The sequence below is a fragment of the Terrabacter sp. Soil811 genome (assembly GCF_001429655.1).
GTDB lineage: Bacteria > Actinomycetota > Actinomycetes > Actinomycetales > Dermatophilaceae > Terrabacter.
Genome location: NZ_LMSX01000008.1, coordinates 1 through 25,718, shown reverse-complemented (window position 1 = coordinate 25,718; position 25,718 = coordinate 1). Strand labels below are relative to the sequence as shown.

Below are 25,718 nucleotides of genomic sequence, written 5' to 3'. Positions count from 1 at the left end.
ACGGTGAACCGGGCCCTGTCGGCGCTGGCCGTAGCAGCGTTGCTGGTGATGCTGCTCGAGGCCGCTCCCAGCGGCTCGGTCATGCCGGCCGGTGCCCTCGGAGTGGTGTTCGTCGCCTGGTCGGTGGTCGGCTACCGCTGGGCGCTCAGTCGGGGGCGCGCGGCCGCAGTCGCCTACCTGACGGTCGCCCTGGCGCTCGGGTTCGTCGTCTTCAACGTGGCCGGCGCAGGGGTCGGCAGCACCTTGCTCCTGGTCGTGGTGGTCGTCCAGGCCGTCATGCTGCTATCGCTCGGATGGGCGGTCGTCGTCGCGGTGCTCGTCCCGTTCGTCCACGTGGGGATGCCCATGCCCGACGCGGTGCGCCAGGTGGTCAGCACCGGACTCGCGTGTGCCTTCGCCTTCGTCCTCGCAGCGCTGCACCTGCGTGAGCAACAGGCACGGTCGGAGCTCGCCGACGCCAACCGTCGGCTGCGTGAGCTCGGCGAACAGGCCGAGGAGCTGGCCACCATGCGTGAACGCACGCGCGTCGCGCGCGACATCCATGACGGGCTGGGGCACCATCTCACGGTGGTCGGCATGCAGGTGCAGGCCGCAAGGGCGGTGCTGAGCAGCGACCCGGCGAGGGCCGACGGGCTGCTCAGCCAGGCGGAGGACCAGGCGCGCCGCGCGTTGGTGTCGGTCCGCGAGTCGGTGGCCGCCCTGCGGGAGGCGAGGCCCGAGCAGTGGCTCTCCGCGCAGCTGGAGACCCTGGCTGCCGAGGGTGTGTCGTCCGGTCCGTCCACCTCCGTCGAGGTCCGAGGGCGCGAGCGCCGGCTCGACGACGAGGTCCAGGTGGCGCTCTTCCGCGCCGCTCAGGAGGGCCTCACCAACATCCGCAAGCACGCGAATGCCCACGCCGCCGTCATCCGGCTGACCTACCGCCCAGACGTGGTGAGCCTGGAGGTCCGCGACGACGGGCGTGGCCTCGACGGCACCGCCGGCGGGTTCGGCCTCGTCGGCATCCGTGAGCGCGTCGAGGATCTCGGCGGCTCCCTCAGTGTCGAGTCGGCACCGGGCAGCGGTGTGGCCGTCCGGGTCGAGATGCCGGGATGAGCCTCGATCGCCCGGTGCGGGTGCTTGTCGTCGATGACCAGACCTTGTTTCGTGAGGCCCTGACGACGCTCCTGGAGATGCGCGCAGAGGTCGAGGTCGTGGGCGCCGCGGAGGACGGGGTCGAGGCGCTGGAGCTCGTCGAGAGGCTCCGACCCGACGTCGTGCTCATGGACCTGCGGATGCCCGTGCTCGATGGCGTGGACACGACCCGGCGGCTGCGTGTCGAGCATCCCGAGGTTCGCGTGCTCGTGCTCACCACCTTCGACGGCGACGACGAGGTCTTTCCCGCCCTGCGTGCGGGTGCCGTCGGATACCTGCTCAAGGACGCCACCGCCCCGCGGCTGGTCGAGGCCGTGCTGGCGGCGGCCCGCGGCGAATCGGTTCTCCAGCCGTCAGTGGCCGCCAAGGTCCTGGCTCGGATGAGCCAGCTGCCCGAACTCCCGAGCGAGCCGCGTTCGCAGCCCCTCGTCGATCCGCTCACCCAGCGCGAGCTGGAGGTCCTACGGGCCGTCGCCGACGGGCTCAGCAACAGGGAGGCCGCCGAGCGTCTCTACCTGTCGGAGGGCACGGTCAAGAACCACGTCACCCACGTGCTGGCCAAGCTCGGCGTCCGCGACCGCACGCAAGCCGCGTTGAGGGCCCGCGCGCTCGGCCTGCTGTGAAGGTCATGCCCCACGCGTGACCCGGTTCGTGACCTCTGGCACGTCCGGGATCGGCCCTCTGGGATCGACCATCGTCGGCATGACCACCTTCACGACCCTGTATGCGGACCGCTCGCCTCGCGCGGCCGTCCGCCGGCTCCTGCGCTCCCGGCCCGCCCGCTTCCTCGTCGCCTACCTCGAGATGACCCTCTCGATGGTCGTCGGCATGGGGCTGTTCGGTGCGATCTGGGACGGCGTCTGGCCCGGCCTGACCGGCCGGCCGGACGCCATGGCCCTCACCATGGCCTTCGACATGACCCTCGGCATGGCGTCCTGGATGTGGGTGCGACGGCACCCAGCACGCCACGTCGTCGAGATGTCGGTTGTCATGGCTCTGCCCTTCCTCGTCCTGTTGTGCCCCTACTGGCTCGGCGTTCTTCCCGGCGATGCACTGCTCACGTGGGGTCACGTCGCGATGTTCGCCCTCATGGGCATCCTCATGGCATGGCGACCGCACACCTCCACCGTCACTCCAGCTCTGAATCCGAGAGGTCACTCGCCCATGTCGCGTCCTGCCCTCCTCTCCTCCGCACTGCTCGTCGGCGGCGCAGGTCTGGCAGTCGCCGGAGGCATCCTTCATCCGCACGACCAGCCTCCGAACTCCCATGCGGCCGTGTTCGCCGAGTACGCCCACAGCACCGACTGGGTATGGGTCCACGACCTGCAGTTCCTGTCGGCAGGCCTGGTGGTCGCAGGGTTCGTCATCCTGGGTCGCACCCTGAAGCGGGTGGGGGCGTCCCCGGCGCTCGTTCGGCTCGGCGATGCGGCCGCCGCCGCCACCGTGGCCCTCATCGCGATCAACATGGCTGTGGACGGCGTCGCCCTCAAGCACGCTGTCGACTCCTGGGCCGCCGCTCCACCGGAGGACCGGGCGTCCCGGTTCGCCGCCGCGGAGGCAGTCCGCTGGGTGGAGTGGGGTGTGAACTCGTTCTTCACCATCCTGCTCGGAGTCACTCTGCTGATGTCCGCTGCAGCGATGTTGCGCCTCGGGCACCTCGGCAGTCGTGTCCGACTGGCCGGTGTCACCGGAACGCTGGGAGGCGTCCTCCTCGTCGTCAACGGCGTGGCCGTGGGCGCGCACGGCTTCGAGCCGAGCCCCGTGCCCCTCGTCGCCACCGGCCTCTACATCGTCATGGCGTTCGGCATCCCTTCCCTGGACCGAGCCGTCGTCGGGACGGCTCCGACCGAACTGTCCTCCGGCCAGGGCCAGCTCGCCGCGAGGTGATCTCTGGGCCGCAGCCGAACCACGTGCTTGGGCGGTGGTTCGGCTGCGCAGGCGCCGGCTCCGGGGTCACGGACGCGGCGCGCGCCGGAGGTCGACGTCGGCGGGCGTGGCGGCACCCAGCACCTGCGCGAGGCTCGCGCGGAGCAGCTCCGCCGCCTCGGCTGCGCGGTCGAACGCCCGGCTGAACTCCGGCTCGTCGCCGTCGCGCGTCCATCCGAGCCCCTCCAGTGCCTCCTGCGCCTCGCGCGTCAGGTCGGTCAGGCCCTCGAACTCCGTGTCGCCGATGCACTCGAGCGCGAGCACGCCCTCGAGCCGCCGCGCCTGGACGAAGACGTCAGGCACCCGTGCCCGAGGAGCCGGCCTCGCGCCGCCCCGGCGCCACGATCGGGGAGCCCGCTCGGCGGCATACGTGCTCGACGCCCGTGACGGCACGTGGACGGTGAAGGTCAGCCAGTCGTCGTCGGTGAGCGCGGCGAGGTCGGCGGCGACACGGGAGGTCCACGACTCCCACGGCTCGTCGAGGGGACCGTCGCTCATGCGGGGCTGCCCTCGTGCGACACCACCGCCGTCTCCATCAGGGCGCGGAGGTGGTCGGGGATGGGGGTCGGGCGGCGGGTCGCGGCGTCGATCTCGACGTGCACCCAGCCCCCCAGGGCCTTGATCGAGGGGTCGGCGACGGCGCTGCGCTCCGGGTCGACGAAGAGGCCGAGCTCGTAGGTGACGCTGCTGCGCCCCAGCCGGACGACGCGGACGCCCACGACGAGCGGCGCCGGGAACGCCACCTCGGCGTAGAAGGCGCACGACGACTCGGCCACGACGCCCTGGGTCGCGTCGGTCAACGGGTCGACCGTCACGTGTTCGGCCTGCCACCCGTTGATCGCCGAGTCGAACAGCTCGTAGTAGACGGCGTTGTTGAGGTGGCCGTACATGTCGTTGTCGCTCCACCGGGTCGTGACGGGACGGTGGACCGGGAAGTCGGCGAGCGTCAGCTCGCGGGGGTCGGGCGTGCTGGGCATGCGCCCATCCTGCCCGACCCTGTGGACGATGCCCGGCGGTGTCGGCGGGCGAACGTACAGTGCTCGGGTGGTGTGGAGCGTGGGGCGGGCGACGTGGGTGGGTGATGTCACCGACCCCGACATCGCCCAGCAGGTCGGCACTCGTACCTTCGAGCGCGGGCAGGCGTATGCCGCCGAGCGCCGGGTGCGCTCGCTCGCCACGCGCCCCGACGGGCTCATGCTGCTCGGCACGATCGAGGGCAGCGGCCACGAGACCTACCAGACCTTCATCGAGGCCCGGCCGCACCCGAAGGGGCGCTCGCACCTCTGGAGCGGCACGTGCAGCTGCCCGGTCCGCAGCGACTGCAAGCACGTCGTGGCGCTCATGCTCACGGCGCGCGACGTCGCTCAGGGCAAGGTCGTCGAGCCGCGGCCACTGGCCGAGGGCGAGGGCGTCGTCGAGCCGGCCGCAGCCGAGCCGGTGCCGCTCGTCGTGCCGCCGCACTGGTCCGACGTCTTCGGTCACGTCCGGCCGCGCGCCGTCGAGCCGTCCCCGGTCGCCGGGCGGCCCGAGCCCCGGGGCGACCTCATGCCGGCCGGCCTCTTCGTCGACACCGTCTACCGCGACCAGCGGGGGCGGAGAGGGGTGCCCGAGCTCAGCTACGGCCTCCGACCGACCCGCTGGACCCGCGCCGGCACGTGGCACCGCACCCTCTCGTGGCACGACGCGCTGCCCCAGTGGCGCGCCGGCATCCGCTTCCTGCCCGAGCACGAGCGCATCATGGGGCGCCTGCACGACGTCGCCCGGCACGGCTCGGGCGGCACGACGTACTTCTCCGCGACACCGCCGCTCTCGCTCGACGCGAGCCCCGAGGTCTGGCCGCTGCTGCGCGAGGCCCGCGCGGCCGGCATCGAGGTGCTGCCCGGCGAGGGCGTCACCGGTCCGGTCCACGTCGCCGACGACGCGGCCACGCTCGTGCTCCTCGTCAAGCGGGCCCCCGACGGCAGCGGTGACCTCGACCTCGACGTCGACATCGAGGGGATGCCGGCCGGCGCCACCGGCGAGCGGCTCTACCTCGGTGACCCGGTGCACGCCGTCGCCGTCGAGGGCGACGACGACTCGCTGACCTTCGTGCCCCTCGACCAGGACCTCGACCTCGGTCCCGACGCCCTCGCCTCGGCGCTCGCCGGCCTGCGGGTGCCGGCCGACGAACGGGGCCGCTTCCTGCGCTCCGTCGTCCCGGGCCTGCGCCAGCGGCTGCGGGTCCGCTCCGAGGTGCCCCTGCCGGCGCCCGAGCTGCCCGAGGACGTCCAGCCCGAGGTCGTCACCGTGCACGTCCGCGTCGTCAGCGACGTCCCCGGCGAGCTGCGCCTCGACCTGAGCCACGCCTACGACGGCACGCCGCGGCCCTTCACGACGGCGCGCTTCGGCACCGTCGGTGGCCGCGACCGGGACGCCGAGGCCGCCGCGGTGCAGGCCGCGACGTCGCTCCGCTCGGTCCCCGGCGCACTGCGTGCCGACCTCGGCGGTCACGCCTACCTCGTGCCGCGCGTCGTCCTCACAGGCATGGCGGCCGCGCGGTTCGTCGTCGACACGCTGCCCCTGCTCGAGGCCGACGAGCACGTCACCGTCGAGGTCGACGGCGACGTCCCGGCCTACGAGGAGGTCACGTCGGCTCCCGTCGTCCGGCTGGGCACCGGCGAGCGGCGCGAGCAGGCGGAGCCCGGCGACTGGTTCGACCTGCGGGTCTCCGTCGAGGTCGACGGTGAGGACGTGCCCTTCGAGCCGCTCTTCGGGGCGCTCGCGCGTGGCGACGAGATCATGCTCCTCGAGTCCGGCGCGTTCTTCCGGCTCGACCGGCCCGAGCTGCACCGGCTGCGCGACCTCATCGAGGAGGCCCGCGACATCGCCGACCCCGAGACCGGCGGACTGCGCCTCAGCGCCCACCACGCCGACCTCTGGGACGAGCTCGTCGCCCTCGGCGTCGTCGACGAGCAGAGCGCGCGCTGGGCGGCCAACGTCGAGGCGCTCGGCTCCCTCGAGTCCGGACCGCTCGCCGAGGTGCCACCCGACCTCCGGGCGACCCTGCGTCCCTACCAGCTCGACGGCTACCGCTGGCTCGCGCGTCTCTGGGACGCCCGAATCGGCGGCATCCTCGCCGACGACATGGGACTCGGCAAGACGCTCCAGGTCATCGCGGCCCTCGTGCGCGCGCACGACCGCGGCGAGCTCGGCGACGCCGGTCCGGAGGCGCGTGGGCCGGTGCTCGTCGTCGCGCCGACGAGCGTCGTCGGCACGTGGATGGGCGAGCTCGAGACCTTCGCGCCGCACCTCGCGGCGGTCGCCGTCACGGCCACCGAGCGCAAGCGCGGGGTCACCCTCGCCGAGACCGTCGCAGGCGCCGAGGTCGTCATCACGTCGTATGCCGTCCTGCGCCTCGACGACGCCGCCTTCCACGGCGTGCGGTGGGGTGGGGTCGTGCTCGACGAGGCCCAGTTCGTCAAGAACCGCCAGGCCAAGACCCACGTCGCGGTCCGCCGGCTGGGGGCGCCCTTCACCGTCGCCGTCACGGGCACGCCGCTCGAGAACTCCCTCATGGACCTCTGGTCGCTGCTCTCCCTGACGGCCCCCGGGCTCTACCCGCGACCCGACGTCTTCACGAAGAGCTATCGCAAGCCCATCGAGTCCGGCGAGCGCCCGGAGCTGCTCGACCTGCTCCGCCGCCGGATCCGGCCCCTGATGCTGCGTCGCACCAAGGAGCAGGTCGCGATCGACCTGCCGCCCAAGCAGATCCAGGTCATGGCGCTCGATCCGCACCCGGTCCACCGGCACATCTACGACCAGCACCTCCAACGCGAACGCCAGCGCGTCCTGGGCCTGCTCGGCGACCCCGAGTCCAACCGTGTCGCGATCCTCGCCGCGCTGACCCGGCTGCGCCAGCTCGCGCTCGACCCGGTCCTCGTCGACGAGGTCCACGCCGGCAAGGCGACGGCCGCCAAGATCGAGTTCCTCGTCGACCAGCTGCGCGAGCTCGCCGCCGAGGGCCACCGCGCCCTCGTCTTCAGCCAGTTCACCGGCTTCCTGCGCCGCGTCGAGGCCGCGCTGACGCGCGCGGGGCTCGCGACGGCATACCTCGACGGGTCGACGACCGACCGGCAGGCGGTCGTCCGGGGCTTCCGCGAGGGCGATGCCGTCGCGTTCCTCATCAGCCTCAAGGCAGGCGGCTTCGGGCTCACGCTGACCGAGGCCGACTACGTCTACGTCCTCGACCCGTGGTGGAACCCGGCCGCCGAGGCGCAGGCGATCGACCGCGCCCACCGCATCGGGCAGAGCCGTCCCGTCACCGTCTACCGGCTCGTGTCGGCCGGCACCATCGAGGAGAAGGTCGTCGCCCTCCAGGAGCGCAAGCGTGACCTCTTCCAGCGCGTCGTCGACGAAGGCGGCTCGCTCTCGGGCGCCATCACGGCCGACGACGTGCGCGACCTGCTCGGACTCGCCTGACTCGAAGCGTGATTCGCATCCAGCCCCACGTCCGGGGATGAAGCCCTAGCGTGGAGGTGAGCCGCTTCGGATGGCGGCGCGTGCACGGCTCTGACAACTCACCCCTCGGAGGACTCACATGAGCACCGTCACCCCCACCACCAGCACCACGTCCAATCGACTCGGCTCCGTCGCCGTCATCGGGACGATCGTCATCGTCATCGGCGTCATCATGGTCCTGGCCGGCGGATTCACCTGGTACCAGGTGCAGTCCCAGCTCGCCAGCGAGAAGATCACCGTCTCGGAGGACGCGGCGAGGTTCGCCGGTCAGCCCGTGAACTCGCCGTGGACCGCGTACTCGGAGGCCGAGACCATCGAGAAGCACGCCCTCGCGGCGAGCGGCGGCAAGACGTACGCCGAGCTGCCCAAGGACGACCCGAACCGTCAGGTCGTCATGACCGGCTCGTTCCTGCGCGCCTCGCTCTTCACGTCGGTCCTGGCCTTCGGCGTCGCGTTCATGGCGTTCGGCGTCGGCATCGTCCTCGTCCTCGTCGGCATCGCGTTCCGGCGGGTGGCGCGCGCGTGACGGACCAGCCGACGCTGGAGCAGCTGGCGGACCAGGAGGCGCGGCTCGTCTTCGACCGCTTCGACGACGACACGGCCTGGGCGCTGGGCGTCGCGCTGCGTGACGCCGCGCGGGCCGCGCGCGCCCCGGTCGCGATCTCGATCCGTCGCAACGGGCAGCGCCTCTTCCACGCCGCGCTGCCCGGGGCGACGGCCGACAACGACGGCTGGCTCGAGCGCAAGAGCGCCGTCGTCGACCGCTACGGTCACTCGTCCCTCTACGTCGGCGAGGAGTTCCGTTCCGCCGGCAAGACGTTCGAGGACAGCTCACGCCTCGACCCGGAATCGTATGCCGCCCACGGTGGCGCCTTCCCCGTCATCGTCCGTGACGTCGGCTGCGTCGGCACCATCGCCGTCTCGGGCCTGCCTCAGCGGGAGGACCACCGGCTCGTCGTCGAGACCCTCGAGGCCTTCCTCGACCATCCCTGAGCCGTAACGGTTTGACCTCACGTGGGGTTGACGTCGGAGGGTGGGTCAAGTGGGTACGTGACCCACAGCCCGTGCTCACGGACACCCTGTCGACGCCGATCCGGTGCGGCATAGAGTGGTCGGAGTCGGATGGTCTCCAGAAAGGAACGACAAGTGGCTTACACGCTTCCCGAGCTCGACTACGACTACGCCGCCCTCGAGCCCCACATCAGCGCTCGCATCATGGAGCTGCACCACAGCAAGCACCACAAGGCCTACGTCGACGGCGCCAACGCTGCCGTCGCCAAGCTGGAGGAGCTGCGCGAGTCGGGTGACTACGCCTCCGTGAACGGTGTGGAGAAGAACCTCGCCTTCCACCTCGGTGGTCACACCAACCATTCCGTGTTCTGGAAGAACATGAGCCCCGACGGCGGTGGCCAGCCCGAGGGTGAGGTCGCCGCGGCGATCACCGAGTACTTCGGCGGCTTCGAGAAGTTCCAGGCGCACTTCAACGCCAACGCCAACGCGATCCAGGGCTCCGGCTGGTCGATCCTCGCGTGGGACACCATCGCCGAGCGGCCGCACATCATGCAGCTGTTCGACCAGCAGGGCAACATCCCTGTGGGCCAGATCCCGCTGCTCCAGCTCGACATGTGGGAGCACGCCTTCTACCTGCAGTACGAGAACGTCAAGGCCGACTACGTCAAGGCCTGGTGGAACCTCGTGAACTGGGAGGACGTCGCCGCACGCCTCGAGCGCGCCAAGGCCACCAAGGGACTCATCATCCCCGGCTGAGCGACATCGACACGACGAGGGCGGGCACCGCGAGGTGCCCGCCCTTTCGCGTACCCGGTCGCCGCCGTCGGTCAGGCCGGTGGGGTCGGGCGGGCGAGTCGGTCGACGACACCGAGGAGCAGCACCTCGCGCAGGGCCGGCGGCAGCTCGTCGAGCAGGGCGTTGACCGGGGCCATCCGCTCGGGCAGCACGAGCCCGCCGTCGCCCCCGGCCAGGCCGGCCGCGGCGAGCAGTCCGGTGAACGTCGCCTCGTCGAGGGTGGTCGGGTCGAGGGCCGAGGCCATCGCGACGAGCTCGGCTGGGGCCGTGGCCGGCCCGGAGACGCGGGCCGCCGCCGTCGCGTCGGCGAGGTCGGTGGCGATGAGGTCCGACGACGCAGCCGTCGCCGCGCTGAATGTGAGGTGCAGGGTGGCCGGGAGGTCGCGGAAGCGCATCTGCGGCTGGACGAACCACCCGCGGTCCAGCATCTCGTCGCTGATCGTGAAGACGTCGCACGAGCCGTCGGCGACGAGGGACAGCAGCGTCGAGTCCGGGGGAGCCGCCACCGACAGACCGGGTATGCCGTCCACCGCGGCCGCCAGGTCGAGAGTGGCCGTGCGCGCGTCCCGGGCGAGCGACGTGTAGCGCTCGGCGCCGATGTGGTGCACGACGGCCCAGGCGGCGGCCACCGGACCGCCGGACTTCGTCGACTGCGCCGTCGTGTTGAGCATCGTGTAGCCCGGCCAGCGGGCCGACGCGAAGAGGTGCGTCCGGCGCAGGTCGGCCGAGGCGTGGAGCAGCACCGACACGCCCTTGGGGGTGTAGGCGTACTTGTGCAGGTCGAGCGACAGGCTCGTCACGCCCGGGGCGGCGAACGTCCACGGAGGCTGCCCGGGCTCGGAGTCGCGCAGGTGGGGCAGCACCCAGCCGCCGATGCACGCGTCGACGTGGCAGCGCACCCCGGCGGCCGCGGCGGCTGCGGCGATCGGCGCGACGGGGTCGATGACGCCGTGCGCGTAGGACGGGGCCGAGGCGACGACGAGGACGGTCCGGTCGTCGATGGCGGCGGCCATGGCCTCGGGGTCGGCGCGCTTCGTCACGGGATCGACGTCGATGAGGACCGGCTCGACCCGCAGCCAGTGCGCGGCCTTGTGGAAGGCCGCGTGTGCCGTCGTCGGGAGGATCATCCTGGGAGCCACGATCTCGGGCCGCGCGTCACGGGCGGCCAGGACGGCGAGCAGGATCGACTCGGTGCCGCCCGACGTGACGGCACCCGCGAATCCCGCTGGGGCATCGACGAGCCGACCCGCGATGCCGACGAGGTCGTTCTCCATCTGGAGCAGGGACGGGAAGGCCGTGGGGTCGAGCCCGTTCGTCGACGCGAATGCCGCGAGGGCCTCCCGACCGATGGCGTCGGCCGAGGCCAGGCCGGAGTCGTAGACGTAGGCGAGGGTGCGCCCGCCATGGGTCGGCAGGTCCCGGGCGCGCATCGCCGTCAGCGCCTCACGGATCTCGTCGTGGTCCATCGTCATGGTGCGTCCTTTCGGGTCGACGGGAAGGCGCGCAGAGAGAAGAACGAGAGCGCGACGAGGGCGGCGGGCACGAGCGAGAAGCCGAGCGCGATCGCTGTCAGGGCCGAGTCCGACTGTGGCACGGTCGATCCCGTCGAGGAGACGTAGCCGCCGAGAGCCAGCACGGCGGCATACGTGGCCGGCCCGAGCGAGAGGCCCAGCGTCTCTCCCGCGGTCCACACGCCGGTGTAGAGCCCGACGCGCGTGCGCGCCTCGTCCGTGCGGCTCGCGACGTCGGCGAGCATGGCGAGCGGGAACATCTGCGCCCCCGCGTAGCCGACGCCGACGACGGCGACGCAGGCGTAGACGACACCGTCGGGCAGGGAACGCACGAGCACCAGGGCGAGCGCGCCACCGCCGAGGAGGAGTGACGCGACGAGGTAGCCGACCTTCTTGTCGCGAGCCGTGCCGAAGCGCTGCCACAGGGGCGTGACGACGAGGGCCGGGGCGACGAAGCAGACGAAGAGCAACGTCGCCGACAGCGGGGTCCCGATGACCCAGCGGGACACGTAGTCGACCCCCGCGAGCATCGCGCCGGTCGCGAGAGCCTGGAGCACGAAGGTGGTCAGCAGCAGCCGGAACGGCCGGTCGGAGCGGATGATCCGCAGCTGGTCACCGAAGGTGGCGCTCGTCGCGACGCCGGTCCGGACCGGCGCCGACCGGGTGCCCCGCCACGCACCGTAGGCCCCGAGGGCGATGAGGGCGGCGACGAAGAACCCGACGACGCGGTAGCCCCAGACGGGCCCGAACGCGTCACGGATGGCCGGCGACGCCCCACCGCTGACGAGGATCGCGAGGGCGAGGATCGCAACCCGCCACGTCATGAGCCGGGTGCGCTCGTCGTAGTCGTCGGTGATCTCGGCCGGCATCGCGACGTAGGGCACCTGGAAGAAGCTGTAGGCCGTCGCGCACGCGAGGTAGGCGACGGCCACCCAGCCGGCGGCGAGCCACTGCGGCGCGGTCGGCCCGAGGAAGAGGAGCGCGAAGGCTGCCGCGAGGAGCAGTCCGGCGCGGATGAGGAAGGGTCGCCTCCTCCCGTCCGGGTGCGTCGACCGGTCGCTGATGCGGCCCGCGATCGGGTTGAGCACGACGTCCCACGCCTTGGGCGCGAAGACGATGACGCCGGCAGCCGCGGCCGGCACGCCGAGCCGGTCGGTGAGGTAGGGCAGCAGGAGCAGGCCGGGCACCGTGCCGAACGACCCCGTGGCGACCGACCCGAGGCCGTAGCCCCGGCGCACGGCAGCGGGAAGGGTCGTGCCGGGGGCGGGCGGCGTCGCCGAGGTCATGGACGCACCCTAGTGAGCGCGGGGGGTCAGCGGTCGCGGTCGGCCGGACCGGACGCGGTCACCGTGAACGACACCGGGGCCGTGAAGCCCTCCGCCTCGAAGGTGGCCGCGATGGCGTCGGCCACCGCCTCGGCGTCGACGGCCCGGACGATCGCGATGCACGAGCCGCCGAAGCCACCTCCGGTCATCCGCGCGCCCAGGGCGCCGTGCGAGCGAGCCGTCGCCGTCGCGACGTCGAGCTCCTCGCAGGAGACCTCGTAGTCGTCGCGCAGCGAGGCGTGCGAGGCGTCGAAGAGCCGGCCGACCTCGTCGAGGTCACCCGCCTCGAGCGCCGTCACCGCGAGCGTCACGCGCTCGATCTCGGTGACGACGTGGCGCACCCGGCGCCGCACCTCGTCGGAGCCGAGCTGACCGAGCGCGGCGTCGAGCCCGGCGGGATCGATCTCGCGGAGCGTCTCGACGCCGAGGTCGCGGGCGGCCGCCTCGCACGCGTCACGTCGGGCGGCGTACTGGCCGTCCACGAGGGCGTGCTCGGCTCTCGTGTCGGTGACGAGCAGGACGTAGCCGGCGGCGTCGAGGTCGAAGGGCACCTGCCGCGTCTCGCCGGACCGGCAGTCGAGCAGCAGGGCTGCGGCGTCGTCGCAGAGCAGCGAGGCCGACTGGTCCATGCCGCCCGTCGGGGCCCCGGCGATGACGTTCTCGGCCTCGACGCAGCGCGCGGCCAGCCGGGCCCGCCCCTCGGGCGAGGCGAGCAGGTCGAGGTCGAAGAGGTCGCTCGCGGCCGCGGCGACGGCGCACTCGAGGGCGGCCGAGCTCGACAGTCCGGCGCCGAGCGGCACGGTGGAGTCGACGAGCACGTCCAGGCCGTCGACGGCCAGGCCGTCACGGCGCAGGGCCCAGAGGACTCCCGCGACGTAGGAGGCCCAGCCGCCCGGCCGCTCCGGCGAGATGTCGTCGAGGGCCACCTCGACGACGCCGTCCTGCTGGACGGACGCCATCCGGAGGACACCGTCGTCGCGACGGGACGCGGCGGCATACGTCCGCTGCGGCAGCGCGATCGGCAGGCACAGGCCACCGTTGTAGTCGGTGTGCTCGCCGATGAGGTTGACCCGGCCCGGCGCCGACCACACGCCCGCCGGGGCGCTGCCGAACGTGCGCGCGAAGGCGTCCGAGACCGACTCGACGACCTCGTCGGGGGTGCGGTCGCTCACCGGGCGACCTCGCGCAGACGGGCAGCCGCCTTCTCGGGGGCGACGTCGTTGACCCAGCCGCCGACCCCGGACTCGGATCCGGCGAGGTACTTCAGGCGCCCCGGGCCGCGCAGGACCGACATGACCTGCAGGTGCAGCCGCGAGACGTCACGCCCGGTCTTCGCCGGGGCCTGCTGCCACGCCGCGATGTAGGGCAGCTTGACGGGTGACCCGTCCGCGTCGACGTAGTAGCGGTCGAGGCGCCCGAGCAGGTCGCGGTAGACGACGGCCAGCTCGTCGCGCTCGTCGTCGTCGAGGGCGGCGAGGTCGGGCACGTCGCGGTGCGGGGCGAGGTGCACCTCGACCGGCCAGCGTGCCGCGAAGGGGACGTATGCCGTCCAGTGCGTCCCCGACACGACGACCCGCGAGCCGTCGGCCCGCTCGGCAGCGAGGATGTCGGCGCCGAGGAGCCGACCGGTGCGCTCGTGGTGGCGTCGCGCGGCCTCGAGCAGGGCCTTGGTGCGGTCGGGCAGGTGCGGGTAGGCGTAGATCTGGCCGTGCGGGTGCGGGAGCGTCACGCCGATCTCGCGGCCGCGGTTCTCGAAGGCGAAGACGTGCTCGACCTCGGGCAGGGCGCCGAGGGCCTCGGTCCGCTGGGCCCACGTGTCGATGACGGTGCGCACCCGCTCGACGGGGAGGTCCGTGAACGACGACTCGTGGTTGCTCGTGAAGCACACGACCTCGCAGCGCCCGACGGCCGGGCGGGTGCCGAAGATCCCCCTCGGGTCGGGGACGTCGGCGCCGACGGAGGTGACGGCATACGACGGGAAGCGGTTCTCGAAGACGACGACCTGGTAGTCGCGCTCGGGGATCTCCGACGGCACCGACCCGTGGCCGGCGGGGCAGAGCGGGCACTCGTCCTTGGGCGGCATGAACGTGCGGTGCTGGCGGTGCGCGGCGACGGCGACCCAGTCGTCGACGAGCGCGTCATGGCGCAGCTCGCCCGACTGCACGCGCGGCTCGACGGGCCGCGGGTCCTCGGCCGTGCGCTCGGCCGTGCCCGGCTCGTCGACGTAGATGATCTCGCGCCCGTCGGCGAGGTGCCTCGTCGTGAAACGGGCTGCCGTCCGGCTTTCGGTGGGCATCAGGCCTCCACGATCTCGAGGGAGCCGACGCTCTCGCGGGCGGCCTCGCGGGCCCGCTCGGGGAAGGCGGCGTCGGTGACGAACAGGTCGACGTCGGCGAGGTCGGCGAAGGTGCTGAGGCCCACGGTGCCCCACTTGGACGAGTCGGCGAGGAGGCAGACGTGGCGCGCCGAGGCGACGAGCGCGCGGTTCGTCTCGGACTCGACGAGGTTGGGCGTCGTGAGGCCCGTGCGACCGTCGACGCCGTGCGCGCCGAGGAAGAGCAGGTCGACGTGCAGCGAGCGCAGGGCCGACACGGCGACCGGGCCGACGAGGGCGTCGGACGGGGTGCGGACGCCGCCGGTCAGCACGACCGTCTGGCCGGGCGCCCCGGACTCGTGGAGCAGCTGGGCCACCGGGACCGAGTTGGTGACGACGGTCAGCTGCGGGATGTCCTTGACGGCGCGGGCCAGCTCGTAGGTCGTCGTCCCCGCGGAGATGCCGATGGCGCTGCCCGCCTCGACCCGCTGTGCGGCGGCCCGCGCGATGGCCTGCTTCTGGGCGAGCTGGAGCAGCGACTTGGCGGAGAAGCCGGGCTCCTCGCTGCTCCGGGTGCCGCCGAGGGCCAGGGCGCCGCCGTGCACGCGCTCGAGCAGCCCGTCGGTCGAGAGGCGCTCGATGTCGCGGCGGATCGTCATGTCGGAGACGCCGAGCCGCTCGACGAGGTCCGAGACCTTGACGGCCCCGGACTCCTCGACGAGCTCGAGGATGACGGAGCGCCGCTGGCTGGCGAGCATCGTCAGTCCTCCCTGAGCACGGCCACGCCACCGGGGGCGAGGCGGACGCTGCCGTCGACAGGGGCGTCCGCGACGAGGTCGTACCCAGTTGCGGCGATGGTCTGCTCGGCATCGGTGTGGTTGAGCAGGAAGAGCCACGAGCCGTCGCCGTTGCTGCGCCGACGCGTCGTCTCCACGCCGCGGGGCAGGCCCGCGACGGTCGGCTCGACGCCGGCGGCGGAGAGGACGTCGTCGAGGAGCGCCCCGAGGGTGGTGTCGTCGGGGAGCGTGCTGACGTACCAAGCGGATCCGGCGCTGTCGGTGCCCGCCCGACGCGTGACCGCGGGGCGTCCGGTGAGCGGCCCGGCGGCATACGTCGACAGCACCTCGGTGCCGGGCAGGGCGGTCACGTCCTCGCTCCACCACGTCCCGGTGCCATCGGCGAGCGCGACCGTGTCGTCGGGGCCGAGCGGGAAGAACTCCTCGACGCGGACGCCGAGCAGGTCGCGGAACGCACCAGGGTAGCCGCCGAGGCGCACGTGGTCGTTCTCGTCGCTGATGCCGGAGAAGTACGTGACAAGCACCTCGGCGCCCGCCTCGGCGGCCGCGGCGACGGCGGCCGCGTGCTCGTCGGTGACGAGGTAGAGCTGCGGCACGACGACGAGGGCGTATGCCGTGAGGTCTGCCGAGGGGTGCACGACGTCCGCCGTGACCCCGCGGTCGTGGAGGGCACGGTGGATCGCCTGCGCCGCGGTCAGGGCGTCGAGCTCGGAGCTCGGCATGCACGGACCCTCGGCGGCCCAGATCGCCTGGTAGTCATGGAGGATCGCGACCCGGGACTCGACGCGGCTGCCGACGAGCTCGCCGAGGCGGCCGGCGATCCGGCCGAGCTCCTCGACCTCGCGGAAGCGCGCGCTGTCCGCACCGGCGTGCGGCACGAGGGCGCTGTGGAACTTCTCCGAGCCGGCGCGGGACTGGCGCCACTGGAACCACCCGATCGTGTCGGCGCCGCGGGCCACGTGGGCCAGGGCGTCGCGGATCGTCTGGCCGAAGTCCTTGGCGTGGTTGGTCGGCTGCCAGTTGACCGCACTCGTCGAGTGCTCCATGAGCATCCACGGCGCGCCGCCCGCGAGGCCGCGGGTCAGGTCGCCGCTGTAGGCGAGCTCGGCGCGCGGGTGCGCGAGCGTGTCGACGATGTAGTGGTCGGTGCTGACGACGTCGACGGTGGGCGTCCACTGCGAGTAGTCGAGGTGGCGGAAGTGGTCGAGCGTCATGAAGTTCGTCGTCACGGGGACGCCGGGGGAGAGCTCGTCGAGGACGGCCCGCTCGGCGCGCATGTGGTCGAGGAGCGCGTCGGAGCTGAACCGCTTGTAGTCGAGCACGTGGGTCGGGTTGTTGAACGTCGTCGACCGGCGCGGCGGCAGGATCTGGTCCCAGTCCGTGTAGCGCTGGCTCCAGAAGGCGGTGCCCCACGCGTCGTTGAGCGTCTCGAGGGCGGTGTAGCGGCGCTGGAGCCAGGTGCGGAAGTGCCGCGCGCACTCGTCGCAGTAGCAGGGCAGGTTGTGGCACGCGTACTCGTTGGAGACGTGCCACATCGCGACGGCCGGGTGCTCGTGGTAGCGCGTCGCCAGCTGCCGGGTGAGCGCGACGGCGTACTCGCGGAAGACGGGCGACGTCGGGCACCACGTCTGGCGGCTGCCGGGCCAGAGCGTGTGGCCGTCGACGTCGACGGGGAGGATCTCGGGGTGGGCGGCCGAGAGCCACGGGGGCGGGGTGGCGGTGGCCGTGGCGAGGTCGACGGCGATGCCGCCGGCGTGGAGCTTGTCGAGGATCGTGTCGAGCCACTCGAACTCGTACTCGCCCTTGGCCGGCTCGAGCCAGCTCCACGAGAAGATGCCGAGGCTGACGAACGACACGTTGGCGCGCCGCATCAGCTCGATGTCCTCGTCCCAGACGGGGCGGGGCCACTGCTCGGGGTTGTAGTCGCCACCGAGTGCCAGGGTCTTCGTCGGCCATGAGCGCATGGGACACAGGGTGTCGCTTTGCTCGCCGCGATGTCAACATTTTCAAACACATCGGACGTGGCGAAGTGCGGATGTTCGTCAACGGTCTCGGCCCGTGGGACGCCGCCGGCGCTGTCAGGACGGGTCGCTGGACCGGCTCCCCATGCGGCGCGAATCGCGTTACAACGGTGTAAAGCCGGAGGTCAGCGCCCTGCGAAGGTCTCGGTTCGGTCGCAGACGGCTGTGGGTCTCGACGAATCCCTTGACAGCGCCACCGGGCGCCGACATCCTCTGTTTGTTGTTGAAGGTTTCTGGTGGCAGATGTTCGACTCTGTCGCTTCCTATCGACAACGAACCCGGCACAGCGTCAAAGGAGACCGCAATGACCCGCCCCTCGAGCGAGGCCGAGTACCTGGCCCGCATGGTTCCCCCCTCCGTCCGCGGCGTCGACCGTCGGACCCTGCTGCGCGGCGCCCTCGGCGTCGGCACCCTGCTCGGAGCGGGCGGCCTCGCCGCGTGCAGCTCCGGCAGCACGGGCAGCACCGGCGTCCCGACGGGGGCCGTCACCGGCACCGTCACCGTCGGCTCCAACCAGTCGGACGCCGTGCCGAAGGCCGCCGTCCAGTCCTACATGGACGCGTTCGCCAAGGCCAACCCCGGCACGACGGTCAAGATCAACACCGTCGACCACAACTCCTTCCAGGAGAACATCAACAACTACCTGCAGGGCTCGCCCGACGACGTCTTCACGTGGTTCGCCGGCTACCGCATGCAGTTCTTCGCTGAGAAGGGCCTCGTCGGCGACGTCTCCGACGTGTGGAAGAACATCACCGGCATGTCCGACGCCCTCAAGAAGGCCTCGACCGCCGCCGACGGCAAGCAGTACTTCGTGCCGATCACGAACTACCCGTGGGCGGTCTTCTACCGCAAGAGCGTCTTCCAGGAGAAGGGCTACGAGGTCCCCAAGACCCTTGACGACCTCAACGCCCTCGGCGCCCAGATGAAGAAGGACGGCCTTTCGCCGATCGCCTTCGGCGACAAGGACGGCTGGCCCGCGATGGGCACGTTCGACCAGATCAACCTGCGCGTCAACGGCTACGACTTCCACGTCAGCCTGATGGCCGGCAAGGAGGCCTGGACCGACCCCAAGGTCAAGAAGGTCTTCGACACCTGGGCCGGCATCCTCCCCCTGCACCAGGCCGACTCGCTCGGTCGCACGTGGCAGGAGGCGGCACAGTCGCTGCAGCAGAAGAAGTCCGGCATGTACGTCCTCGGCTCGTTCCTCGCCCAGCAGTTCACCAAGGGTGCCGAGCAGGACGACCTCGACTTCTTCACCTTCCCGGAGATCGACTCCACGATCGGCACCGACGCCATCGAGGCACCCATCGACGGCTACATGATGAGCGCCAAGCCGAAGAACGAGGGCGGCGCCAAGAAGCTGCTCCAGTACATCTCCCAGCCCGAGGCGCAGCTGCTCGCGCTCAAGGCCGACCCGAGTGTCATCGCCACCAACCAGACGGCTGACACGAGCGGCTACACGGCCCTGCAGAAGAAGTCGCTGGAGTACGTCAAGTCGGCCAAGTCGATCGCGCAGTTCATGGACCGCGACACGCGCCCCGACTTCGCCTCGACGGTGATGATCCCGGCGATCCAGAGCTTCATCAAGAACCCCAAGGACATCGACGGTCTCCTCACGAGCATCGAGGCCCAGAAGAAGAGCATCTTCGGTTCCTGACGGGAGGCGAGCCGCCATGGCGAGCAAGCGCAAGTACAGAGGTATCGACCAGCTGTCGACACGCGACAAGGTCGTCGTGTCGCTGATGGTCATCGTGCCGACCCTCATCGTCCTGTGGCTCGTCTGGCTGCCGGCGATCGGCTCGGTCCTGCTCTCCTTCACCAACTGGGACGGGATCGGGCCGCTCTCCGGCATCAAGTCGGTGGGGCTGCAGAACTACCGGGACATCGCGACGATCTACCCGCCGTTCTGGCCGGCCATCCAGCACAACCTGATCTGGCTCGCCGTGATGTTCCTCGTCGCGACGCCGCTCGGCATGCTCTTCGCCGTGCTCGTCGACCGTGGCGTGGCGGGCACGCGGTTCTACCAGACGAGCATCTACCTGCCGGTCGTGCTGTCGCTGGCCCTCATCGGCTTCATCTGGCAGCTCATCTACTCGCGCGACCAGGGACTGATCAACGCGATCACGGGTGGCACGACCGACTGGTACGGCGACCCGAACGTCAACCTGTGGGCCGCGCTCGTGGCCGCGAGCTGGCGCCACGCGGGCTACATCATGCTGCTCTACCTGGCCGGTCTCAAGGGCGTCGACCCGTCGCTGCGCGAGGCGGCCAAGATCGACGGTGCGAGCGAGTCGCAGACGTTCTTCAAGGTCGTCTTCCCGGTGATGCGGCCGATCAACATCATCGTCCTCGTCGTCACCTTCATCGAGTCGCTGCGCGCCTTCGACCTCGTGTGGGTCATCAACAAGGGCCGCAACGGCCTCGAGCTGATCTCGACGCTCGTGACCCAGAACGTCGTCGGCGAGGCGAGCCGCATCGGCTTCGGGTCGGCGCTCGCGACGATCATGCTGCTCATCTCGAGCGTGCTCGTCTTCATCTACCTGCGCATCGCCATGAAGGAGGACTGACATGTCCCTCGCCGCCGACCCGGTGGAGGAGCGCAGCCAGGCGCTCCTCAAACCGCACGAGGGGGGCCCGCAGTCCGGCCGCCGCTGGCTGCTGCCGGTCATGCTCACCCTGATCTCGCTGATCTGGCTCTTCCCGCTGCTCCTCGCGCTCGTCAACTCGTTCCGCGACTACGCCTTCACGGCGAAGAACGGCTACGTCTCGTGGGGCGGGTTCACGTTCGACAACTACACGAACGCGTGGCAGCAGGCCGACTTCGGGCTGCACTTCGCGAACTCGGCGATCATCACGATCCCCGCCGTCATCCTCACGCTCTTCCTGTCGTGCTGCGTGGCCTTCGTCGTCGCGCGCTTCTCGTTCAAGTTCAACCTCGCGCTGCTCGGCTTCTTCCTCGCAGCGAACCTGCTGCCGCCCCAGGCGCTGCTCATCCCGGTCTACCGGATGTTCCGCGCCATCGAGGTGCCCCTGTGGATCAGCGACTCGGGCACCCTGCTCAACAGCTTCGTCGGCCTGATCCTCGTCAACATGGCCTTCCAGATCGGCTTCTGCGCCTTCGTGCTCAGCAACTACATGAAGGCGCTGCCGAAGGAGCTCTACGAGTCCGCCGTCATCGACGGTGCGAGCGTGACGCGGCAGTTCTTCCAGATCACGCTGCCGCTGTGCCGGCCTGCCCTCGCCGCGCTCGCGGTACTCCAGACGACGTGGATCTACAACGAGTTCTTCTGGGCCACCGTGCTGCTCCAGCAGGGCGACAAGTTCCCGGTGACGAGCTCGCTCAACAACCTGCGGGGCCAGTTCTTCACGGACAACAACCTCGTGGCCGCCGGGTCGATGATCGTCGCGATCCCGACCCTCGTGATCTTCTTCGTGCTCCAACGACACTTCGTGGCCGGCCTGACGCTCGGCGCGACCAAGGGATGACGTGACCGACCTGACCGACCAGTCCACCCAGTCCACCGTCCACCTGGAGTCCGCCGGGACCGCGCTCGTGCTCGAGCCGCGCCCCGGCGGCTCGGGGTTGCCCGAGGTCATCCACTGGGGGCCCGCGCTCGAGGGAGGGGCGAGCACGTATGCCGCCCTTCCCGCGCTGACGCTCGCTCCTGTCGGCCACAGCGCGCTCGACGTGCCGTGGCCCCTCACCGTGCTGCCCGGCGAGGCCGACGGCTGGTCGGGCACGCCCGGCTGGGCCGGCCACCGCGCCGGGTCCGCGGGTGCCGTGCGCTGGCACGACGTGACCTGCGAGCCCGACGGCACGACTCTCGTGACCCGCGCGAGCTCGCCGGACGGCATACGCCTCGAGCTGCGGCACGCGCTCGACGAGCACGGCGTGCTCCGCGTCGACGCGTCGGTGACCAACACGGGCGAGGACACCGCTCCGCTCGACGTCTCGGCGCTGCGCGCGATCCTGCCGCTGCCGCTGCGCGCCGACGAGGTGCTCGACCTCACCGGCCGCTGGTGTCGCGAGCGCTCGCCGCAGCGCAGCCGCCTCGACCACGGCACCCACCTGCGCGCCAGCCGCCGCGGCCGCACCGGCCACGACGCGACGCTGCTCATGATGGCCGGCACGGCCGGGTTCGACTGGCGCTCGGGCGAGGTCTGGGCCGTGCACACCGCGTGGAGCGGCAACCACGAGCACCTCGTCGAGGCGCTGCCCGAGGGTGCCGGCCGCCACCACGCCGTCATCGGCGGGGCCGAGCTGCTCGCTCCCGGCGAGGTGCGCCTCGCACCCGGGGAGTCGTATGCCGCCCCGACGGTCGTCTTCGTGCACTCGACCGAGGGGCTCGACGGCCTCTCGCGCCGCCTCCACCGCAGCCTTCGTGCCCGCGCCGGCCACCCGTCGCGGCCGCGTCCCGTCGTGCTCAACACGTGGGAGGCCGTCTACTTCGAGACCGACCTCGAGCACCTCAGAGCCCTGGCCGACACGGCCTCCCGCATCGGCGTCGAGCGCTTCGTCCTCGACGACGGCTGGTTCGGCGGGCGTCGCCACGACCGCGCCGGTCTCGGCGACTGGGTCGTCTCCAGCGACGTGTGGCCCGAGGGGATGGGCGCGCTCGTCGACCACGTCAAGGGCCTCGGCCTCGAGTTCGGGCTGTGGTTCGAGCCCGAGATGGTCAACGAGGACAGCGACCTCGTGCGGGAGCACCCCGAGTGGGTGCTGCGCCCAGCCGCCGGCTCACCGCGCGAGTGGCGTTGGCAGCAGCTGCTCGACCTGACGCACGACGCCGCGCGCGAGCAGCTGCTCGAGCGGATCAGCGGGCTCGTCACCGACATCGGCATCGACTACATCAAGTGGGACCACAACCGCGACCTGCTCGAGGCGGTGCACACCGTCGACGGCCCGTCCGGGCGCCTCGTCGACACCCCGGCCGTCCACGCGCACACGCTGGCCTTCTACCGGCTGCTCGACGACCTCCGGGCGCGTCACCCGCAGCTCGAGATCGAGTCCTGCAGCAGTGGTGGGGCGCGCGTCGACCTGGCCGTGCTCGACCGCACCGACCGCATCTGGACGAGCGACTGCAACGACGCGCTCGAGCGGGCGAACATCCAGCGCTGGACGAGCCTGCTCGTGCCGGCCGAGCTCATGGGCACGCACGTCGGCCCGGCCACGGCCCACACGACGCACCGCACGGTCGAGTTCGGCTTCCGCACGCTCATGGCGCTCCAGGGTCACGCCGGTCTCGAGTGGGACATCACGGAGTGCTCCGACGAGGAGCTCGAGGCGCTGACGGGGTGGACCGCGCTCGCGCGCGAGCTGCGGCCGTTGCTCCACACCGGCGACCTCGTGCGCTCCGAGAGCCCCGACGGCACGGTCATCGTCACGGGCACCGTCGACGGCGACCGCAGCCGGGCGGCCTACACCGTGGCCCGTCTCGTGACCGGCCGCGACGCCGCGACCGGCGCGCTGCCCCTTCCGGGCCTCGACCCGAGCAGGTCGTATGCCGTCCGGGTGCGTCCCGAGGCCGGCCTGCCCGCCGTCGTGCAGAACACCCCGCCGGGCTGGTGGGAGCCGGCCCTCGGCGAGGACGGCGTCGTCGTCCCGGGGTCGGTCCTGACGACCGTCGGCCTGCCGGTCCCGATCATGGGCCCGGCCCAGGGCTACCTCCTCGACCTCCGCGCCCTCTGACCCGCGGTCAGGGCGTCGCGCAGTCGCCGCAGGTGCCGAGCAGGGCCGCGTGACCGGTGTCGAGGGTGAAGTCGAGGTCGGCTCGCAGCCGCGCGGCCACCTCGTCGAACACGTCCGGTGCCACGTCGAGCACACGCCCGCAGACGTGGCACTGGACATGGGCGTGTCCGTGGTCGTGGGCGGCGTGCTCGTGCTGCTCGGTGGGCGACGGCTCGGTGAGGTGGTAGACCGTCGCCGTCCCGCCGAGGTGCACGTGCGAGAGGACGCCGGTCTCGACGAGCGAGGTCAGCGTGCGGTAGACGGTGGCCCGGTGCACGCTCGGCTCGACGTCGGCCACGCGGGTGCCGATCTGCTCGGCGGTGAGGTGCTCGTCGGCGAGGTCGGCGGCGTCGACGACGTGCAGGACGGCATACCTCGCCGGGGTGACGCGCTCACCGGCAGACCGCAGCCGCGCGACGGCGGCGGCCACCCGGGGGCTCGGGGCGGGGCTCTCGGCAGAGGGGGGCACGCTCCCATTATCGGCAGTGGCAGACTCTCCCCGTGCGCGCACTCACCAAGCTGACCGCAGGCCCCGGCCTCTCGCTCGTCGACCGTCCCGAGCCCGAGTGCGGGCCCGCCGACGTCAAGATCCGCGTCCTGCGGGCGGGCCTCTGCGGCACCGACCTGCACCTCGCCGGCTGGGACGACTGGGCGGCGTCGACCGTCACGCCGCCGCTCGTCATCGGCCACGAGTTCTACGGCGAGGTCGTCGAGATCGGCGAGGACGTCACGGGGATCTCCGTCGGTGACCGTGCCTCCGGCGAGGGGCACATCGTGTGCGGCCGCTGCCGCAACTGCCGCGCCGGCCGCCGCCATCTCTGCATCCGCACCGAGGGCATCGGCGTCAACCGCGACGGCGCCTTCGCCGACTACGTCGTCATCCCGGCGAGCAACGCGTGGATCCAGCCCGCAGACCTCGACCCCGACCTCGGCGCCGTCTTCGACCCGCTCGGCAACGCGACCCACACGGCCCTGCAGTGGCCGATGGTCGGCGAGGACGTCGTCATCACCGGCGCCGGCCCGATCGGCGTCATGGCCGCCGCGATCGCACGGCACGCGGGTGCCCGCTACGTCGTCGTCACCGATGCGAGCGACTACCGCCTCGCGCTCGCCGAGCACGCCGGTGCCGACCTGACGATCAACGTGACGCGCGAGAGCCTCGCCGACGCTCAGGCCCACCTCGGCATGAAAGAGGGCTTCGACATCGGGCTCGAGATGTCCGGTGCTGCGCCGGCCGTCACCGACATGATCGCCAACATGAACCACGGCGGGCGCATCGCGCTCCTCGGCCTGCCGCACCAGTCCTACGAGCTCGACTGGGGCAAGGTCATCACCCACATGATCACGCTCAAGGGCATCTACGGCCGCGAGATGTACGACACGTGGTACGCCATGTCGCAGATGATCGCGACGTCCGAGCGCTTCCGGTCCGCGGTCGCTCAGGTCATCACCCACCGCTTCCCGGCCGAGCAGTGGGAGGAGGCCTTCGAGACCGCCCGGTCCGGCCAGTGCGGCAAGGTCGTCCTCGACTGGAGCTGACGTGGCCCCTCGCCCGCTCGTCCTGCTGCACGGTCTCGGCCAGTCGCCGATCGCGTGGCAGGACTTCGTGTCGGCCTACGGCGCCGGCCGCCCGATGACGGCCCCCTGGATGAAGGGGCTCAAGCCCAAGGACCCCGTCGGCTTCGACCTCGGAGACGCGGCGTCGGGCGTCGCGGACGAGCTCGAGCTCCAGGGCGTCAAGCAGGCCGACTTCGTCGGGGTCTCGGTGGGTGCGAGCGTCGCGCTGCGCCTCGCCGTCGAGCGGCCCGAGCTCGTCGGGCGTCTCGTCCTCGGCGGTGCGCTCGTGCGCCCGGGCCGGGGAACGCTGCGGATGCAGCGCCTCGCGATGCGTCTCGTGCCGGAGGGCAGGCTCGTCGACGCGGGGGTCTCGCGCCCGCGGATGCTCGCGGTCCTCGACGCGCTCAAGGGCTTCGACGGCACGGAGTCGCTGCGTGCCGTCGCGGCGCCGGTGCTCCTCGTCGCCGGGTCGAGGGACAAGGCCGGGATCGTCGCGGCGCAGGAGCTCTCGCAGCACCTGCCGACCGCCCGTCTGCAGGTCGTGGACGGTGCCGGGGCGCTCGTCAACACCGAGTCGGCGCGCGAGCTCGCGGACCTCACGCACGCCTTCCTCGACGAGCCGGACCCGTGACCGCGCGCTCCGTCGCCGGCGTCAACGCCAATGACGTCATCGCCTTCGGCGTCGAGGTGCTGGCCGTCGTCCTGCTCGCGGTCTGGGGAGCCGGGCTCGGGACCACCACCGCCGCCCACGTGCTCGGCGGCGTCCTCGTCCCCGCGGCCGCCGTCACCCTCTGGGGACTCTTCGCGGCGCCCAGGGCGGTCGTGCAGGTGCCCGTGCTCGGCGTCCTGACGAAGGTGGTCGTGCTCGGAGGCGCTGCGGTCGCAGCCTTCGCGGTCCTGCCGCGCGCGTGGGCCGTCGTCGTCGCCGTGGTGATCGTCGTCAACACGGTGCTGACGTGGTTCGGTCCCTTCGCACGCCGGACGCCGGGGTCCTCGCTGTCCTAGGTGTACTGACCGGGCACGTTGGTTGAGGGAATGCGACTCATCGCTCTGAGCTGCTGACGTGGGAGGGCCTCCCGCGGTGGAGTGGAACTGCTCAAGGTTC

General features: G+C 71.7%; 23 protein-coding genes. 14 read left to right on the top strand and 9 right to left on the bottom strand.

Features of this window, described 5'->3' with window-relative positions:
• The first annotated feature begins 3 nt into the window (after positions 1–3).
• From ASH01_RS10655 to ASH01_RS10645, 3 genes are all read left to right on the top strand, one after another.
• Entirely contained in the window at positions 4–1,092 is a 1,089-nt protein-coding gene (locus ASH01_RS10655) for a sensor histidine kinase (protein WP_056775462.1), read from the top strand.
• Positions 1,089–1,754, top strand: a complete 666-nt coding sequence (locus ASH01_RS10650) for a response regulator (RefSeq protein WP_056775459.1) — start codon at positions 1,089–1,091, stop codon at positions 1,752–1,754. Before ASH01_RS10655 ends, ASH01_RS10650 begins: the two co-directional genes overlap by 4 nt.
• Before the next feature lie 79 nt (positions 1,755–1,833).
• Positions 1,834–3,018, top strand: a complete 1,185-nt coding sequence (locus ASH01_RS10645; protein ID WP_156415543.1) for a hypothetical protein — start codon at positions 1,834–1,836, stop codon at positions 3,016–3,018.
• Positions 3,019–3,084: 66 nt separating this feature from the next.
• Here the strand turns inward: ASH01_RS10645 and ASH01_RS10640 are convergent, their stop codons facing one another.
• Both ASH01_RS10640 and ASH01_RS10635 read right to left on the bottom strand, forming a co-directional pair.
• Positions 3,085–3,555: a TY-Chap domain-containing protein gene (locus ASH01_RS10640; RefSeq protein ID WP_056775454.1), complete on the bottom strand. Its 471-nt coding sequence runs from the start codon at positions 3,553–3,555 to the stop codon at positions 3,085–3,087.
• Positions 3,552–4,034, bottom strand: coding sequence for an acyl-CoA thioesterase (locus ASH01_RS10635; RefSeq protein WP_056775452.1), 483 nt, complete (start codon positions 4,032–4,034; stop codon positions 3,552–3,554). Before ASH01_RS10635 ends, ASH01_RS10640 begins: the two co-directional genes overlap by 4 nt.
• A 67-nt stretch (positions 4,035–4,101) precedes the next feature.
• Here ASH01_RS10635 and ASH01_RS10630 point away from each other — a divergent pair, with 67 nt between their 5' ends.
• From ASH01_RS10630 to ASH01_RS10615, 4 genes are all read left to right on the top strand, one after another.
• Positions 4,102–7,515 (top strand): DEAD/DEAH box helicase, encoded by a 3,414-nt coding sequence (locus ASH01_RS10630; RefSeq protein WP_056775448.1) that lies wholly within the window; start codon positions 4,102–4,104, stop codon positions 7,513–7,515.
• Positions 7,516–7,633: 118 nt separating this feature from the next.
• The gene (locus tag ASH01_RS10625) at positions 7,634–8,080 is read left to right on the top strand and encodes a hypothetical protein (RefSeq protein WP_056775446.1); all 447 of its coding nucleotides are present in this window, start codon (positions 7,634–7,636) and stop codon (positions 8,078–8,080) included.
• Positions 8,077–8,547, top strand: a complete 471-nt coding sequence (locus tag ASH01_RS10620; RefSeq protein ID WP_056775444.1) for a heme-degrading domain-containing protein — start codon at positions 8,077–8,079, stop codon at positions 8,545–8,547. The genes ASH01_RS10625 and ASH01_RS10620 overlap by 4 nt, the downstream gene beginning before the upstream one ends.
• Positions 8,548–8,700: 153 nt before the next feature.
• A complete protein-coding gene (locus tag ASH01_RS10615; protein WP_235508525.1) occupies positions 8,701–9,321 on the top strand; it encodes a superoxide dismutase in 621 nt (206 codons plus the stop codon).
• 71 nt (positions 9,322–9,392) lie between these two features.
• Here ASH01_RS10615 and ASH01_RS10610 read toward each other — a convergent pair whose 3' ends face one another.
• The 6 genes from ASH01_RS10610 to ASH01_RS10585 are packed head-to-tail and all read right to left on the bottom strand — an operon-like array spanning position 9,393 to position 17,271.
• Positions 9,393–10,832 (bottom strand): pyridoxal phosphate-dependent decarboxylase family protein, encoded by a 1,440-nt coding sequence (locus tag ASH01_RS10610; RefSeq protein ID WP_056775437.1) that lies wholly within the window; start codon positions 10,830–10,832, stop codon positions 9,393–9,395.
• The gene (locus tag ASH01_RS10605) at positions 10,829–12,157 is read right to left on the bottom strand and encodes an MFS transporter (RefSeq protein ID WP_056775434.1); all 1,329 of its coding nucleotides are present in this window, start codon (positions 12,155–12,157) and stop codon (positions 10,829–10,831) included. Before ASH01_RS10605 ends, ASH01_RS10610 begins: the two co-directional genes overlap by 4 nt.
• A gap of 26 nt (positions 12,158–12,183) precedes the next feature.
• Positions 12,184–13,368: a galactokinase gene (gene galK, locus ASH01_RS10600; RefSeq protein ID WP_056775429.1), complete on the bottom strand. Its 1,185-nt coding sequence runs from the start codon at positions 13,366–13,368 to the stop codon at positions 12,184–12,186.
• Complete coding sequence (galT, locus tag ASH01_RS10595; protein WP_056775426.1) at positions 13,365–14,492, bottom strand: galactose-1-phosphate uridylyltransferase; 1,128 nt, start codon at positions 14,490–14,492, stop codon at positions 13,365–13,367. Before galT ends, galK begins: the two co-directional genes overlap by 4 nt.
• A complete protein-coding gene (locus ASH01_RS10590) occupies positions 14,492–15,268 on the bottom strand; it encodes a DeoR/GlpR family DNA-binding transcription regulator (RefSeq protein WP_082619668.1) in 777 nt (258 codons plus the stop codon). The genes galT and ASH01_RS10590 overlap by 1 nt, the downstream gene beginning before the upstream one ends.
• A gap of 2 nt (positions 15,269–15,270) precedes the next feature.
• The gene (locus ASH01_RS10585) at positions 15,271–17,271 is read right to left on the bottom strand and encodes a beta-galactosidase (RefSeq protein WP_056775424.1); all 2,001 of its coding nucleotides are present in this window, start codon (positions 17,269–17,271) and stop codon (positions 15,271–15,273) included.
• A 361-nt stretch (positions 17,272–17,632) separates the two neighbouring features.
• Here ASH01_RS10585 and ASH01_RS10580 point away from each other — a divergent pair, with 361 nt between their 5' ends.
• Genes ASH01_RS10580 through ASH01_RS10565 form a run of 4 tightly spaced genes read left to right on the top strand, consistent with a single transcriptional unit; the run spans position 17,633 to position 23,017 of the window.
• Positions 17,633–18,985 (top strand): ABC transporter substrate-binding protein, encoded by a 1,353-nt coding sequence (locus ASH01_RS10580; RefSeq protein WP_056775421.1) that lies wholly within the window; start codon positions 17,633–17,635, stop codon positions 18,983–18,985.
• Between the two features lie 16 nt (positions 18,986–19,001).
• Positions 19,002–19,895, top strand: coding sequence for a carbohydrate ABC transporter permease (locus ASH01_RS10575; RefSeq protein ID WP_056775419.1), 894 nt, complete (start codon positions 19,002–19,004; stop codon positions 19,893–19,895).
• Between the two features lies 1 nt (position 19,896).
• Positions 19,897–20,814, top strand: a complete 918-nt coding sequence (locus ASH01_RS10570) for a carbohydrate ABC transporter permease (RefSeq protein ID WP_200958958.1) — start codon at positions 19,897–19,899, stop codon at positions 20,812–20,814.
• Position 20,815: 1 nt separating this feature from the next.
• Positions 20,816–23,017, top strand: coding sequence for an alpha-galactosidase (locus ASH01_RS10565; protein WP_056775418.1), 2,202 nt, complete (start codon positions 20,816–20,818; stop codon positions 23,015–23,017).
• A 7-nt stretch (positions 23,018–23,024) separates the two neighbouring features.
• Here ASH01_RS10565 and ASH01_RS10560 read toward each other — a convergent pair whose 3' ends face one another.
• Positions 23,025–23,525 carry a Fur family transcriptional regulator gene (locus tag ASH01_RS10560; protein WP_235508524.1) on the bottom strand — a complete coding sequence of 167 codons (501 nt, stop codon included), beginning with the start codon at positions 23,523–23,525 and terminating at the stop codon, positions 23,025–23,027.
• 32 nt (positions 23,526–23,557) lie between these two features.
• Between ASH01_RS10560 and tdh the strand changes: the two genes are divergently transcribed.
• Genes tdh through ASH01_RS10545 form a run of 3 tightly spaced genes read left to right on the top strand, consistent with a single transcriptional unit; the run spans position 23,558 to position 25,618 of the window.
• A complete protein-coding gene (gene tdh / locus ASH01_RS10555; protein WP_020142104.1) occupies positions 23,558–24,595 on the top strand; it encodes an L-threonine 3-dehydrogenase in 1,038 nt (345 codons plus the stop codon).
• A 1-nt stretch (position 24,596) separates the two neighbouring features.
• Entirely contained in the window at positions 24,597–25,244 is a 648-nt protein-coding gene (locus ASH01_RS10550; protein WP_056775409.1) for an alpha/beta fold hydrolase, read from the top strand.
• On the top strand, positions 25,241–25,618 hold the full coding sequence (locus ASH01_RS10545; protein ID WP_056775407.1) for a DUF2568 domain-containing protein: 378 nt from the start codon (positions 25,241–25,243) through the stop codon (positions 25,616–25,618). Before ASH01_RS10550 ends, ASH01_RS10545 begins: the two co-directional genes overlap by 4 nt.
• Positions 25,619–25,718: the final 100 nt, after the last annotated feature.